Raw genomic sequence first — 13,403 nt, 5'->3', positions numbered from 1 at the left:
GCGTTAAAAAAAGCTTTTACTTGTTCCAAGGTGCGCCGATTAAGCTCCAAGTCGGGCTGTTGAGCGCTAAATCCATGTCACGAGCAAAGATAGCGAATCCGTCGTAGCCGTGGTACGGCCCAGAATAATCCCATGAGTGCATTTGCCGGAAGGGAAGCGCCATTTTCTGGAAGACATACTTCTCTTTAATCCCGGAAGCGATTAAATCTGGCTTGAGTGCTTTGACGAAATGCTCAAATTCATAGGCAGATACGTCATCGTAAATCAATGTACCGTTCTCGACATAGTTAGAAGTACGTTTGTAGTCGTCGTTGTGACCGAATTCGTAACCTGTGCCAATCAGCTTCATACCCAGGTCTTCAAAGGCGGGAACAACGTGACGGGGACGCAAACCACCGACCATGAGGGCGACTGTTTTACCTTCTAAGCGGGAGCGATACTTTTCAAGTACAGCTTTGGTTTGAGCTTCGTACTTGGCAATAACTTCTTCTGCTTTCGCTTGAATTGTCTCGTCAAACTTGGCAGCAATTTCTCGCAGAGATGCCGCAATCTTGGTGGGGCCGAAGAAGTTGTATTCCAACCAGGGAATACCATAAGCTTCTTCCATGTGGCGGGAGATGTAGTTCATGGAGCGGTAGCAGTGAACTAAGTTCAGTTTCACGCTGGGGGTGAGCATCATCTCGTGTAGAGTACCGTCTCCAGACCACTGAGCGACAACCCGCAAGCCGATTTCTTCTAACAGGATACGGCTAGACCAAGCATCACCACCGATGTTATAGTCACCGATAATTGCTACATCGTAGGGGCCGGGTTCAAATCCGAGCGTACCTTCTTTCTTGGCTTTGTCGGCTTTGGGGAATACCCAATCGCGGATGGTGTCGTTGGCGATGTGGTGTCCAAGGGATTGGGATACGCCCCGGAAGCCTTCGCAACGTACAGGAACAACAGTTTTACCAGTTTCTTTGGATTTCTTCTTGGCAACGGCTTCGATGTCGTCACCAATTAGACCAATTGGACATTCGGATTGTACGGAGATACCACGATTGAGGGGGAACAGTTCTTCAATCTCATCGATTAATTTAGCAAGCTTTTTGTCTCCACCAAAGACGATGTCCCGTTCTTGGAAGTCGGATGTGAACTGCATCGTGCCGAAAGTATCGATACCAGTAGTACCGATGTAGTAGTTACGACGACCTGACCAGGAGTAGTAACCGCAACCAACGGGGCCGTGGCTGATATGAACCATGTCTTTGATGGGGCCCCAAACCACACCTTTTGAACCTGCATAGGCACAACCACGGGTGGTCATTGTACCGGGAATGGATTTGATGTTGGACTTAACGCCGCAATCAGATTTACCTTCTTCGTAAACGTTTAGGTGTTTTTCGCGCTTTTTGCGCGATTTTTCAGGGTAGGCTTCTAGAACCTCTTTTATAAGTTCTTTTTTATCAGCAACTGATGTTGCTTCTGTTAAAGTTGGGGATTCGGTAGGTGACATAATTCTATATCTGCCTCTTTAGTGGGGATGAATGCAGGGAAAGGGTTAAATTATTTGCTGCTAACACCAAATGCTCATCTTCTACTCTCTGTGTCTCTGCGTTCTCTGTGGTTCAAATAAATAATTTTTAACCGCAGAGGGCACAGAGAACACAGAGTAAAGAGTTTTCTGGAGTCATGGGGAGTAGGATGGTGGTTAAATGGGTGAGAGTCTGTGGCTTTTTAGCTAATTAATGTGGAGAACACTCCATTAACGAACTCTGGCGACATCGTGACACCATCACACTGCGATCGCAGCTGCAATTAGACTACTGCGGCTGCTTTGCCTGAGTCTTGGGCGATCGCTTTTTGGTATTCTTCTTCACCGCCCAGGAGTCCGAATTCAACCAGCAGTTCTTCGAGTTCGTCCATTGAGATGGGGGTGGGAATAGTCAGCTTGGTGTTCTCTTTAATCTTTCTCGCCAAAGTACGGTACTCCTCGGCTTGCTGACTATCAGGAGCATATTCAATTACCGTCATCCGTCGCAGTTCTGCGTGTTGTACGATATTGTCACGAGGTACAAAGTGAATCATCTGAGTATTCAGTCTTGCTGCCAATGCCTCAATTAATTCAATTTCGCCATCAACGTTACGGCTATTGCAGATTAGACCACCTAAACGCACACCACCGGAGTGAGCATACTTGAGAATACCCCGTGCAATGTTGTTGGCAGCATACATTGCCATCATTTCACCAGAGCAAACAATGTAGATTTCTTGCGCTTTGCCTTCGCGAATTGGCATGGCGAAACCACCGCAAACTACGTCGCCCAATACGTCGTAGGAAACAAAATCTAGGTCTTCGTAAGCGCCGTTTTCTTCCAAGAAGTTAATGGCGGTAATGATGCCACGTCCAGCACAACCAACACCAGGTTCAGGGCCACCTGACTCCACACACTTAACATCCAAGTAACCAGGTAGCAAGACTTCTTCGAGTTCTATATCTTCAATTTCGCCGCGTTCAGCAGCTAGGTGCAGAATGGTAGTTTGGGCTTTACTGTGCAACATGAGACGGGTGGAGTCTGCTTTGGGGTCACAACCTACAATCATGATCCGTTCGCCCATTTCAGCCAGACCAGCAAGGGTATTTTGAGATGTTGTGGATTTACCAATACCGCCTTTACCGTAGAATGCAATTTGTCTAATGCTGTTGTCAGTCATGGTTGTTTCTCCTGCAATAAGTTTGGTGGTTGAGGTTTTGTGGTGGTCTGGGTTTGAGAGTGCGATCGCTTAGTTGTTTGGTTGCGATCGCTTGTAAGAACGTCGCTGGTGGCGCTCGCTCTAACACCTTTGGTTCGGGAATAGAGATAGATTGCATATATTTGGTTAAGTGATAATTTTGGCGTTTCTGAGTGAAAATATGAATTTGTGTCACGCAGAGGCGCAGAGGCGCAGAGAGTAAGAGTTTAAGAAATGGAATTTTTGATTTTCATATCTGGATTCAGCAATGCCATAATTTCTAACGACCCTTGGCAAGGCTGAATAATGGATCAACAGCTTCTACTCGTAAGCTTTGGCTGACACGCTCTTGTAACTTGGCTTCAACGGCAACTTTCAGGGTAGCGGTACTGCTAGGACAAGAACCACAAGCACCTTGCAATACTACTTGCACGCGATCGCCATCTACATCGTAAAGTTCAATATCTCCGCCATCAGCAATTAGTAGTGGTCTAACTTCTTCATCGAGAATTTTTTGAATCAAGGCAATTTTTTGCACTGTGGTTAGCGGTTTTGGGGATTGCTCTTGAGTGGTGGCAATATTTGCTGCAATTTGGGTGCTGATTTTATAGCTAGTACCAACAGCCGATTCCTGTTTCACCGTAGCGATTAGGTCATCGATATTAGCAAGGCAAGAACCGCAGCCGCCACCAGCCTTGATATAGCTTGTTACCTGTTCCGCAGTGGTGAGGTTGTTTTCTTGAATCGCACGGCGAACCTTGGCTTCGCTGATGCCAAAGCAACTACAAACTAAAGCACCTTCATCATCGTCATGGGCAACTACAGGAATACCCCGGTATTTGAAAATCGCTGCTTCTAAGGCTTCTTGTCCCATCACAGAACAGTGCATTTTAGCTTCTGGTAGTCCACCTAAGTATTCAGCAATTTCTTTATTAGTGACTTTCAGCGCTGCATCTAAGGTGAGACCTTTGATTAACTCAGTCAAAGCCGAAGAAGATGCGATCGCACTGGTACAGCCAAAAGTTTGAAATCGAGCATCAAGAATCTTATCGCTGTCTACTTCTATCTTTAGGTGCAGTCTTAAAGCATCTCCGCAAGCAATACTGCCCACTTCACCAAAAACCACCGCCACACCTGACTCATCGCTATTTTCAATCGCGCCTTGGTTTTTAGGGTTGTAAAAAAGTTCTAGTACCTTATCTGTATAATCCCACATGACCGCTTGTAGATTGTGTATGAATTATTGAATATTCGACATTAGGTATAAAGTAAAACTTTCCCCTCTGCCCCTCTGCTTCCTCTGCTCTCTTAGTGAGCCAAAGCCTCTTCCCTTCCTTGCAGCCAATCAGCTTGGTCGTTATTAAAGGGAGAAATAGCGCGTAAACGTTCGACAATTGGCGGCATTACTTCTAAAACTCGGTCTATCTCGGCTTCAGTGGTGTAACGTGAAAGACTGAAGCGAATCGAACCGTGTAAAGTGGTGTATGGTAAGCCCATTGCCCGCAAAACATGGGAGGGTTCCAAAGAACCAGAAGTACAAGCGGAACCAGAAGACGCACAGATACCGTATTGGTTGAGGGATAATAAAATCGCTTCGCCTTCGATATATTTGAAACCGATGCTGGTGGTATTGGGCAATCTTTGCGTAATATCACCGTTAACTTCGGTATCATAAATTGCAGATAATAAACCTTTTTCTAGGCGATCGCGTAATGCTTTTTCCCGTTGTATATCTTTTAAATGTAGTTGAGCTAATTCCGCAGCTTTGCCTAAACCAATAATACCGGGAACATTCTCTGTACCTGCTCTGCGTCCCCGTTCTTGATGTCCGCCGATTAACAGAGGACGGAACCTCACACCGCGTCTGACATACAACGCACCCATCCCTTTGGGAGCATGGAATTTGTGACCGGAGAGGGTGAGCATATCAATGCTGCTGGTCTTGAGGTTGAGGGGAATTTTACCTACAGCTTGTACTGCATCTACATGGAATATAGCACCTGCATCTTTCGCCCGCAAGCCTATCTGCTCAATTGGGAACACCACACCGGTTTCATTATTGGCGTACATGGTGGAAACTAAAGCAGTATTGCCAGTTAAGGCGGCTTCTAGTTCCATCAAGTCAATTTGACCCTTGCGGTCTACAGAGAGGTAGGTAACTGTGTAACCTTGTTTTTCCAGTTGTTTGCAGACATTGAGAATGGCTGCATGTTCTACTTGAGTGGTAATAATGTGGCGCTTATCAGGTTGGGCGGCTAAAGCGGCTTTGATAGCTGCATTATTGCCTTCAGTACCGCAACTGGTGAAGATAATTTCTGAATCTTCCGCACCCAACAAAGCTGCAACTTGCGCTCTCGCTTCTCTGACTGCTTTTCCTACTTGTCCGCCAAAGCTGTGCATCGAAGAAGGATTACCGTAAAACTCGGTGAGATAGGGCAGCATTGCCTGTATAACTTGTTCATCTACCTTGGTTGTAGCATTATTATCTAAATAAATTACATTCATGCTTCCAGACTCACCACATCTTGTTTACGCTTAGAAAATTGCTCGGAAAGTTTTTGAGAGTACAGATTAAACCAGCGTTCCCAGTAATCTGCTTGGTAAGTTCCTTTTAACTTCGCCACTAAACGGTCGTGAGTAGCAAACCAGGATTCCCAGTAATCAGTCAGTGCTTTTACGCAACCATCTTGTATCGGACATTCGGCGGCACATTGGGCTACACCATAAGCACCAACACAGTTTGTACAAAGGCTAGAGTCAATCCAGTAGCGATCGCCTGCGATAATTTTAATAGCACCAGTGGGACAAACAGACCGACAGCGATGGCAAGAAATACATTGGCGAGTAATCTTGTAAACCATGATGATTCTCTTTTTAAGCAGTCAACAGTCAACGGTCAACAGTCAACAGTCAACAGTTTTCTCTAACCCCTTGATATACTGGTCGTAAAATTCCAAAGCCACTTTTTCGATTACGTCGTAAGCTTCAACTGTCTGTAAACCAGCTTTTTGCAATTCTTCCTGAGGACAGTGACCGATTTTAGAAACTAGAACCGCTTTACAATCGGAGATAGCTTGAATAATGTTGTCTAAAGTCGCTTCCTCACCGTATCCGCTTTGGCAGTAATGATCAATTTTGCGATGACCGACAAATTTAGCGCTGCTACCATCTACTTCGTAAACCATAAACTCTTTTGCGTGACCGAAGTGCTGGTTAACTAAACCGCCGCCTTTGGTAGCAACTGCAACTAATATTTTTGGTCTGTTCTTGAGATCTGTTGTTTGCAACGTCTCTACAGCTTTTTCTTTGGTAGCTTTGATTTCTTGTTGCGATTTCTCTATCTGTGCATGGACTTCTTGGCGTTGCTCCAAATTATATTCTGGAGCCATTTCCATGAATTTATCTTTGGTAAATTCTTGACTGCGGTCTTCACCCAATAATCCTACCGCATCAGCGCGACATTGACGACAATGGCGCATCATTTTCATATTACCAGAACATTTATCTTGTACTGTTTTCAATTCTTTAGGATTGGGGCCGCGTTGACCATTCAAACCAAAGTGAGTACCGTGTTCTGGGGCAGAAATCAAGGGCATAATATTATGCAAAAACGCACCCTTGGAACGAATGACTTCGTTGACTTCTACCAAATGTTCATCGTTAACTCCCGGAATCATCACCGAGTTAACTTTGCAGAGAATATCTGCTTCTTTGAGAGCTTGCAATCCTTCCATCTGCTTTTCATGCAGAATGCGGACACCTTCAATCCCTCTGTAGCGTTTGCGGTTGTAGTGAACCCAAGGATAAATTTTCGCGCCGATTTCTGGGTCTACCATATTAATAGTGATGGTGACATGATCGATATTCAGTTGTTTAATCCGATCCACATAATCGGGAAGCATTAATCCGTTGGTTGACAAGCAAAGTTTGATATCTGGTGCTTTCTCAGCAATTAACTCAAAGGTACGGAAGGTTTTTTCTGGATTTGCTAGGGGATCTCCTGGGCCTGCAATTCCCAAAACGGTCATTTGGGGAATTTTCCCAGCAATTACTAAAACTTTGTGCGCTGCTTCTTCTGGCGTGAGTAATTCGCTCACCACTCCAGGACGGCTTTCGTTAGCACAATCATATTTGCGGTTGCAATAGTTGCATTGGATATTGCAAGCTGGTGCAACTGCAACGTGCATCCTAGCGTAGTGGTGGTGTGCTTCTTCGCTATAGCAAGGATGTTTCTCAATCCGCGCCTTCATTTTTTCATCTAAGCTAGTTGTGGTATCAGTTTTGCTACTGCAACCACAACTACTAGATTTAGCTTTAGTTTCCGTGGGAGCTGATGTTAGGAGTCCTGTAGGTGGTGGTGTCATTGAATTTCGCTTACCTTGGGGATAAAGGACTGGCGTTATACAAGATGCTTTTGTTCGCTCTGAGTCAGAAATTAAAGTCGCGTTGTACTCTCTCGATTGCCTACTCTAGTTGGATAAACTTAGACTTTCGGCTAGTTTGTCCGCCTGGGGGATTGGGGTAAATTGGGGTTTAAAGCGGCGACTTTGATTCATAGAGATGATTGCTACAAACTTGGATAGCGATCGCTTTTAAGTTTTGAGCAATACATTTGTGTTAGTGCTTTAAGTGTTGAGCGATACATGTCTTATTTATACCAGTCACTTGAAAAGAGAAAATTGCTGGTGTTTTTTATAATTTATTAAATTTATTACCCTTGTACTCAAAATCTGTAACGCAGAATTAGCAAGGTTTACGTAGATTTTAAAAAAACTTTTTAGGTATAGGTACTAGTATTTATTCCCTGGGGTACGAGTATTTATAACGAAGGGGTTCAAGTATTTTTGTACTCGCCTGTAACTCAATACTAGCTTGAGTTTGAGTGTAATCTTAGTTGTTTTTTGCTGTTGTTCAATCTGTACTCAGATTGTCTGCGATCGCTCTTTTGAGAGCTACTTACTTAGGTTCTTTTGAGAGAAATAACTGGAGCAGTAAGCAAACACTACCCCAGTGGCTAAGCGAAATTCAATTCCGTATCTAAAATAACACTTTTTCCCTAGAAAAAACTATCCTTAAAATAACTTCATCGAAAATTGTGTTTCCATATACAGACGAGCTAGCTTGGTTAAATGATGGGTCTGACCCCTAAATTAGGACAAAGACAGGAAATAGAAGCTGATAGAACTTGATATACGAGCATTGAAGTTTCATATCAGCACAGAGAAGGCGATTTTTTTGCCAAAACTTAGCCAAAAAATATTAGATTGTAGCTGGATATACAGACAAAAACTTTTCCATAAAAAATCTCTGCAATTACAAATGAGTACAGATGAGTACATATAAAAATATTCAAAAACTCATGACAGAGATAACTGCAAAAAGCACTTGGTGTAAAGCTTTGTTTGGAGTCAATCACCACCAATTTATCGCCTCTAAGATACGGTACGCATAATTAGAAAATACTAGTACCCTCAGATGGAAAAAAGTTTTTTCAATGTGTAAATTCTGATGCTATCGGAATTTATAAGAATTGAGTACAGGCTAATACAGGTACTGGTGTTGTTAGAAGCACCTGATATAAGTAATATGGGCATTGGGAATCTGTCAGTTGTCAATAATCAATAGTTACTTGTCCTCTGTTCTTCTGTGCCCCCTTTCCCTTCCCTCCTGTTGCCTTGACGATCGCTCTTTCACCCAAAATGATATCGGCATCTAGATTTGTTAACTACTATTGCAAATATGCAATGGTAATTCATAATTGTTCATCAAACATTTTTGGTATCAGTTGATAGTTAAGAACTAATTAAAAGATGTTTCAGTTTGGCAATTTTAATTTTCCCGCTCAGAGACTTTTTCATCACCTATCCCTTGTGAGGAAACTACGATGCTGACAATATTAATGGCAGGTATAAGTTTGATAGTTATTCCCGCAATGGTAAATACTTATTTTGGCTATTTATTGGTAAAAGCCAAAAAGTAAATTGTGATTAATTCACTATCCCAATACCCAGCAACACACCTATGATTAAACTCAGGAACTCAGCGAAAATCTAAATTGCGACTCAAGGGGTTGTGTATTATGAATGCGATCGTGATTAATGACACTACACTAAGGGATGGGGAACAAGCGGCGGGTGTTGCTTTTAATATTCAAGAAAAAGTTGCGATCGCGCAATTATTAGATGCTATTGGTATTGCTGAATTAGAAATTGGTATCCCAGCAATGGGAGAAGTAGAAACAAAAGCGATCGCTGCAATTGCTAACTTAGGTTTAAAAGCAGAGCTATTAGGCTGGAATCGGGCAAATATTAGCGATATTCAGGCTTCTATCAACTGTGGTTTACAGCGCGTACATATATCTGTGCCTGTCTCAGAAATTCAAATTGCTGCGAAGTTTCATGGACAGTGGCGCTGTATGTTAGAAAAACTCAAAGATGCTATTAGCTTTGCACGCGATCGCGGTCTTTGGGTAGCAGTAGGCGGTGAAGATTCTTCCAGAGCCACTGACAGTTTTCTTTTAGAAGTCGCCTTAAATGCTCAAGAATGGGGTGCTTCCAGATTTCGCTTTTGTGACACTGTCGGCATTCTCGATCCTTTTACTACCTATACCAAAGTTAAACAATTGGTGACATATTTATCGATTCCCCTAGAAATGCACACCCATAATGATTTTGGATTAGCTACAGCCAACGCCTTAGCCGGATTACAAGCGGGAGCTTTATCGGTGAATACCACCGTGAATGGCTTAGGGGAGAGAGCCGGTAACGCCGCCTTAGAAGAAGTTGTCATGGCGCTCAAACGCATTCAAGGTATTGATTTAGGAATTGATACAACCCGCTTGTTAGAACTATCTCGCATGGTAGCCACCGCATCAGGTTGTCACGTACCGCCTTGGAAAGCGATTGTTGGGGAAAATACCTTCGCTCATGAATCAGGGATTCACGCTCATGGCGTATTGCAAAATCCCGTGACTTACGAACCCTTTGCACCGGAAGAAGTCGGTTGGGAAAGGCGCTTAGTTGTGGGTAAACATTCAGGTAGACACTTAGTAAAAAATCTACTCCAGCAACAAGGTATTGATTTAAATCCAGAACAAACTCAATCTATCTTAGACGCAGTCAGACAACATTCAGTAGAGAAAAAACGCAGCCTTGATATGGAAGAACTTTTGAGTTTAGTTTCATCTCAAAAGTGATAACAGTTGACGGTTGACGGTTGACTGTTGACGGTTGACTGTTGACTGTTGACTGGAAAGAAATTGTTTAATTTGTTTGTTTGCTGAAGAAATACTTAAATATTCAACCTAAATAAGCTAGCTTGATATGCAATTAGATGAATTAGAACTAGATTTACCACCAGCCTTTGAAATTGGTACTAAAGTCAAAACTCGTAAGTTAATCCGTAATGATGGCACATACCCAGGGCAAGAAATTGGGGCAACATTAGCAAAAAAGGGAGATATTGGCTACATCATCAGTATTGGTACATTTTTGCAAAACTCCTATATATATGCAGTGCATTTTATTGAAAAGGGTTTAATCGTTGGTTGTCGCAAAAAAGAATTAGAAGCTGTAGAGGAAATTAAATGAAAGTAATGCTGCGTCAAAATGCTACTGGAAAGTTAGTAGTTTATGTTGCCAAAAAAGACTTAGAAGAAGAAGTAGTTAGTCAAACAATAGGAGATGAAGGAAAAATTTTCACCTTAGCAAATGGTTGGGAATTAGCAATCCCAGATTTAGCAGAACCCTTACGTTTACCCCAGACTATCGAGGCTAAAAGATTAGCTTGAAAATAGGGGCTAGGGAAGGGGGACAAGGGAGACGAATGACAATTGTAGAGACGCGATTCATCGCGTCTTTGCCCTAATGCCCCATGCCCAATGCCCCATGCCCAATGCCCAATGCCCCATGCCCAATAAAAAATCATCTTTAGGGGTGCAAAGCTTTGCACCCCTACTCGTGTATTTTAAGAATAGTCATGTTTTTCAGACTATATCTGGGCATTAATTGGGATAATTGGTGTAAATTGGCAAAAACTACCTATCAGTCTGGTAAGGATATCAGCATTCATCGCGATCGCAGTTTCCAAGCGAGTTTAGTAGTTATACTGATTTTTATCTTGGTGAGTTTGTTGCATTTAGTACCAATCTTGCAATGGCTACTTGTCGGATTAACGTTGGTGCTAACTGTGCAAATGTTCCGAATGCTGATGGCAAAACCAGCAAATCCAGTCATGGAGGATGATACTTATCTACCATTAGTATCAATTGTAGTTCCCGCCAAAAATGAAAGTGCAGTTTTAGAGGATTTAGTTCACAGCTTATTTAATGTAGACTATCCTAGCGATCGCTTAGATATTTGGATTGTTGATGATGGTAGTATTGATGACACGCCAGCGATTTTGAGCAATTTACAAATTCAATTTCCCGATTTACAAGTTTATACTCGCCAATCAACAAATGGCAAATCAGCCGCGCTGAACGCAGTTTTTCCAGTTACTAAAGGCGAGATTCTATTAATTTGTGATGCTGATGCCCAGTTACCTGTAAATATTCTCCGGCGAACAGTACCGCTATTTCAAAATCAAGTTACTGGTGCAGTGCAAGTGAGAAAATCAATATGTAACGTAAATACTAATTTCTTAACTCGCTGTCAACAAATGGAAATGATTTGTGATAGTTTTCTGCAAACCCATCGCATTGCAGTCGGCGGAATGTCTGAGTTACGCGGGAATGGGATGTTATTACGGCGAGAATTAATAGAAAATTGTCATGGCTGGAATGAAGACACTGTTACTGATGATTTAGATTTCTGTTTTAAACTTTATTTAGTAGGTAGTGAAATTGAGTTTGTCACATCTTTAGCCATTCAAGAAGAAGGAGTCATCACCTGGAAACAACTATGGCATCAACATTGTCGTTGGGCAGAAGGTGGCTATCAGCGTTTCTTAGATTATTTTCCCCAAATTTTAACTTTAGGTTGGAAAAAAGAAATCGATTTATTATTATTTTTCCTCTTACAATTTCTCTTACCAATAGCCTTAATCCCAGATTTACTATGGTCAATATTTTATAGCGATCGCCCCGTGCTGTGGCCGCTACAGACTATACTGAGTATTATTTTAACTAGTGCTTTTATCGCAGGACTTTACCAATATCAAAATTTACGCGGATTGTCTTTGCTGTGGGCAACTATTCAAGGTTCGCTCTACATGGTGCATTGGGTGCCGGTGATGATGGTAGTTACTTTAAGAATGTGCTTGCAAAAACAGCGATCGCGCTGGATTAAAACCCAGCATGAAGGTAAAAATAATTACTAAATTTAAGATTGTGATCTTTGGATAATTTCTCTAATGATGAAATGGAATCACCAGTAATGGTACAAGTGCCAAAATTAACCACACCCAAAACCATATTTTTGGCTGTCCTTGAAAATCTGGTTGCTCCAAAAGCGCATTTATTCTCTGTGTGACATGATTACAGGGAATACGATCGGCAAAAGCTGCACAAAAATTTACTGACTGTAAAAATGGAGTATTGACAACCAAAAGTAAAGCCTCTGCTAATAACAGACTATCAACTTGTTTAGCAGCCCAAGTATCAGCTCGTATTTCCCTTAAAAGTAATAATTCTTGCCATAATGATTCAGTGTTCGGTAGCCAAGAGGTTAACTGACGTAGCCACCCGAAAAAGAAAAACCAACCGGTATCGTGATAGTGGCGATGTCCATTTTCATGAGCTAATACAGCTTTGAGATGGGGGACATCTAAGGTATCTAACAATCCCTGACTGATAATTAATTCAGGTTTCCAAAAACCAACTAAAGCACAATAAGCAACAGGTACATTCAGTAAACGTGCTGCTGTCCCGTAGAGATAAACTATGGGATAAGTGCGAATTTGTTTTATTATCTGGCTTCCTTCCCATACTAATTTTAGCCATAAGACACCTGCAAATCCTAAAAAACTGATAGCTAATCCGTAGCTAACCCAACCTTCCCATCCCCAAACCATAATATGTCCATGAGGGCCCATGCAAAATACTGCAAATGTTGTAGTTAACAGCAGTAACGGCGGTAAAAGAAATAGCAACAAGGCGCGGGGAAAACGTTCCGTCCAATTTCCTATCGGGGATGACCACTGACTTCTCAAGTACCAAGCTAGGATTAACGCCATTACTACCATCAATAGATGCATTATTTCTTCTCCCTGAGTTTACGAACTGCTTGGATTTTTTTTGCGATCGCCTCAAACTGTGCCACACTAGCCGCATCCAGACTGTCAGCAAAAGCAGCGATAATCTCCGGCTTCCCCAATTCGAGAAATCTCTGCAACTGTTCATAAGCATTTATTGTCTGGGCTTCAGAATGAGTAATCAAAGGTCGCCAAAGATACTGGCGTTGATGTTTCTCACATTCTAGCCACCCCTTCTTGGTAAGGCGATGGAGTACTGTAGCCACTGATGAATAAGTTAACTCTCTTTGAGGATCGGCAGCGATCCGTTTATGTATATCTTTAACTGTGGCAGTTCCCAGAGAATAAATAATATTTAAAATCTCGGCTTCCAAAGGGCCTAATTTTAATTGTTTGGGACGGTAATTTGGTAGCGGATTCATCATTTTTCCGGGTATTTAAACTAAATTCACTAATAATTTCTAGATAATTAGGTTGCTAGATAACATCAAAAATAA

At 42.2% G+C, this 13,403-nt stretch carries 13 protein-coding genes; 4 read left to right on the top strand and 9 right to left on the bottom strand.

Features of this window, described 5'->3' with window-relative positions; translation table 11 throughout:
- Positions 1–16: 16 nt before the first annotated feature.
- The 7 genes from nifD to nifB all read right to left on the bottom strand — a co-directional run bounded on the left by nifD (position 17) and on the right by nifB (position 7,079).
- Positions 17–1,498 carry a nitrogenase molybdenum-iron protein alpha chain gene (nifD, locus tag AACW45_RS18945; protein WP_190628459.1) on the bottom strand — a complete coding sequence of 494 codons (1,482 nt, stop codon included), beginning with the start codon at positions 1,496–1,498 and terminating at the stop codon, positions 17–19.
- A 302-nt stretch (positions 1,499–1,800) separates the two neighbouring features.
- Positions 1,801–2,697: a nitrogenase iron protein gene (nifH, locus tag AACW45_RS18940; protein WP_190628457.1), complete on the bottom strand. Its 897-nt coding sequence runs from the start codon at positions 2,695–2,697 to the stop codon at positions 1,801–1,803.
- On the bottom strand, positions 2,690–2,854 hold the full coding sequence (locus AACW45_RS18935; RefSeq protein WP_190628455.1) for a hypothetical protein: 165 nt from the start codon (positions 2,852–2,854) through the stop codon (positions 2,690–2,692). The genes nifH and AACW45_RS18935 overlap by 8 nt, the downstream gene beginning before the upstream one ends.
- A 141-nt stretch (positions 2,855–2,995) precedes the next feature.
- Positions 2,996–3,931 (bottom strand): Fe-S cluster assembly protein NifU, encoded by a 936-nt coding sequence (nifU, locus tag AACW45_RS18930; RefSeq protein WP_190628453.1) that lies wholly within the window; start codon positions 3,929–3,931, stop codon positions 2,996–2,998.
- A 92-nt stretch (positions 3,932–4,023) separates the two neighbouring features.
- Positions 4,024–5,220 (bottom strand): cysteine desulfurase NifS, encoded by a 1,197-nt coding sequence (gene nifS, locus AACW45_RS18925; RefSeq protein ID WP_190628452.1) that lies wholly within the window; start codon positions 5,218–5,220, stop codon positions 4,024–4,026.
- Positions 5,217–5,576, bottom strand: coding sequence for a 4Fe-4S binding protein (locus AACW45_RS18920; RefSeq protein WP_190628450.1), 360 nt, complete (start codon positions 5,574–5,576; stop codon positions 5,217–5,219). The genes nifS and AACW45_RS18920 overlap by 4 nt, the downstream gene beginning before the upstream one ends.
- A 42-nt stretch (positions 5,577–5,618) precedes the next feature.
- Complete coding sequence (nifB, locus tag AACW45_RS18915) at positions 5,619–7,079, bottom strand: nitrogenase cofactor biosynthesis protein NifB (protein ID WP_190628447.1); 1,461 nt, start codon at positions 7,077–7,079, stop codon at positions 5,619–5,621.
- A gap of 1,715 nt (positions 7,080–8,794) precedes the next feature.
- On the opposite strand from nifB, the gene nifV reads away from it, so the two are divergent.
- The 4 genes from nifV (at position 8,795) to AACW45_RS18895 (ending at position 12,033) form a co-directional block, all read left to right on the top strand.
- On the top strand, positions 8,795–9,910 hold the full coding sequence (gene nifV, locus AACW45_RS18910; RefSeq protein WP_190628446.1) for a homocitrate synthase: 1,116 nt from the start codon (positions 8,795–8,797) through the stop codon (positions 9,908–9,910).
- Positions 9,911–10,037: 127 nt separating this feature from the next.
- Complete coding sequence (locus AACW45_RS18905; protein WP_096647218.1) at positions 10,038–10,304, top strand: nitrogen fixation protein NifZ; 267 nt, start codon at positions 10,038–10,040, stop codon at positions 10,302–10,304.
- Positions 10,301–10,504 carry a putative nitrogen fixation protein NifT gene (nifT, locus tag AACW45_RS18900; protein WP_190628444.1) on the top strand — a complete coding sequence of 68 codons (204 nt, stop codon included), beginning with the start codon at positions 10,301–10,303 and terminating at the stop codon, positions 10,502–10,504. Before AACW45_RS18905 ends, nifT begins: the two co-directional genes overlap by 4 nt.
- 188 nt (positions 10,505–10,692) lie before the next feature.
- Entirely contained in the window at positions 10,693–12,033 is a 1,341-nt protein-coding gene (locus AACW45_RS18895) for a glycosyltransferase (protein ID WP_190628441.1), read from the top strand.
- 30 nt (positions 12,034–12,063) lie between these two features.
- On the opposite strand, the gene AACW45_RS18890 is transcribed toward AACW45_RS18895, so the two are convergent.
- A complete protein-coding gene (locus AACW45_RS18890; RefSeq protein ID WP_190628439.1) occupies positions 12,064–12,909 on the bottom strand; it encodes a M56 family metallopeptidase in 846 nt (281 codons plus the stop codon).
- The gene (locus AACW45_RS18885) at positions 12,909–13,328 is read right to left on the bottom strand and encodes a BlaI/MecI/CopY family transcriptional regulator (RefSeq protein WP_190628756.1); all 420 of its coding nucleotides are present in this window, start codon (positions 13,326–13,328) and stop codon (positions 12,909–12,911) included. Before AACW45_RS18885 ends, AACW45_RS18890 begins: the two co-directional genes overlap by 1 nt.
- Positions 13,329–13,403: the final 75 nt, after the last annotated feature.

Source organism: Calothrix sp. FACHB-168, from assembly GCF_963889195.1.
Classification (GTDB): Bacteria; Cyanobacteriota; Cyanobacteriia; order Cyanobacteriales; family Nostocaceae; genus Aulosira; species Aulosira anomala_A.
The sequence above is the reverse complement of the archived record's forward strand: the minus strand, read 5'-3'. Positions and strand labels throughout refer to the sequence as shown.

Bases quoted from the DNA above. Each gene is read 5' to 3' on its own strand.
- AACW45_RS18920 (WP_190628450.1), bottom strand. From the start codon at position 5,576: ATGGTTTACAAGATTACTCGCCAATGTATTTCTTGCCATCGCTGTCGG.
- AACW45_RS18885 (WP_190628756.1), bottom strand. From the start codon at position 13,328: ATGAATCCGCTACCAAATTACCGTCCCAAACAATTAAAATTAGGCCCT.
- AACW45_RS18905 (WP_096647218.1), top strand. From the start codon at position 10,038: ATGCAATTAGATGAATTAGAACTAGATTTACCACCAGCCTTTGAAATT.
- AACW45_RS18895 (WP_190628441.1), top strand. From the start codon at position 10,693: ATGTTTTTCAGACTATATCTGGGCATTAATTGGGATAATTGGTGTAAA.
- nifH (WP_190628457.1), bottom strand. From the start codon at position 2,697: ATGACTGACAACAGCATTAGACAAATTGCATTCTACGGTAAAGGCGGT.
- AACW45_RS18890 (WP_190628439.1), bottom strand. From the start codon at position 12,909: ATGCATCTATTGATGGTAGTAATGGCGTTAATCCTAGCTTGGTACTTG.
- nifV (WP_190628446.1), top strand. From the start codon at position 8,795: ATGAATGCGATCGTGATTAATGACACTACACTAAGGGATGGGGAACAA.
- nifB (WP_190628447.1), bottom strand. From the start codon at position 7,079: ATGACACCACCACCTACAGGACTCCTAACATCAGCTCCCACGGAAACT.
- nifU (WP_190628453.1), bottom strand. From the start codon at position 3,931: ATGTGGGATTATACAGATAAGGTACTAGAACTTTTTTACAACCCTAAA.
- nifD (WP_190628459.1), bottom strand. From the start codon at position 1,498: ATGTCACCTACCGAATCCCCAACTTTAACAGAAGCAACATCAGTTGCT.
- nifS (WP_190628452.1), bottom strand. From the start codon at position 5,220: ATGAATGTAATTTATTTAGATAATAATGCTACAACCAAGGTAGATGAA.
- AACW45_RS18935 (WP_190628455.1), bottom strand. From the start codon at position 2,854: ATGCAATCTATCTCTATTCCCGAACCAAAGGTGTTAGAGCGAGCGCCA.
- nifT (WP_190628444.1), top strand. From the start codon at position 10,301: ATGAAAGTAATGCTGCGTCAAAATGCTACTGGAAAGTTAGTAGTTTAT.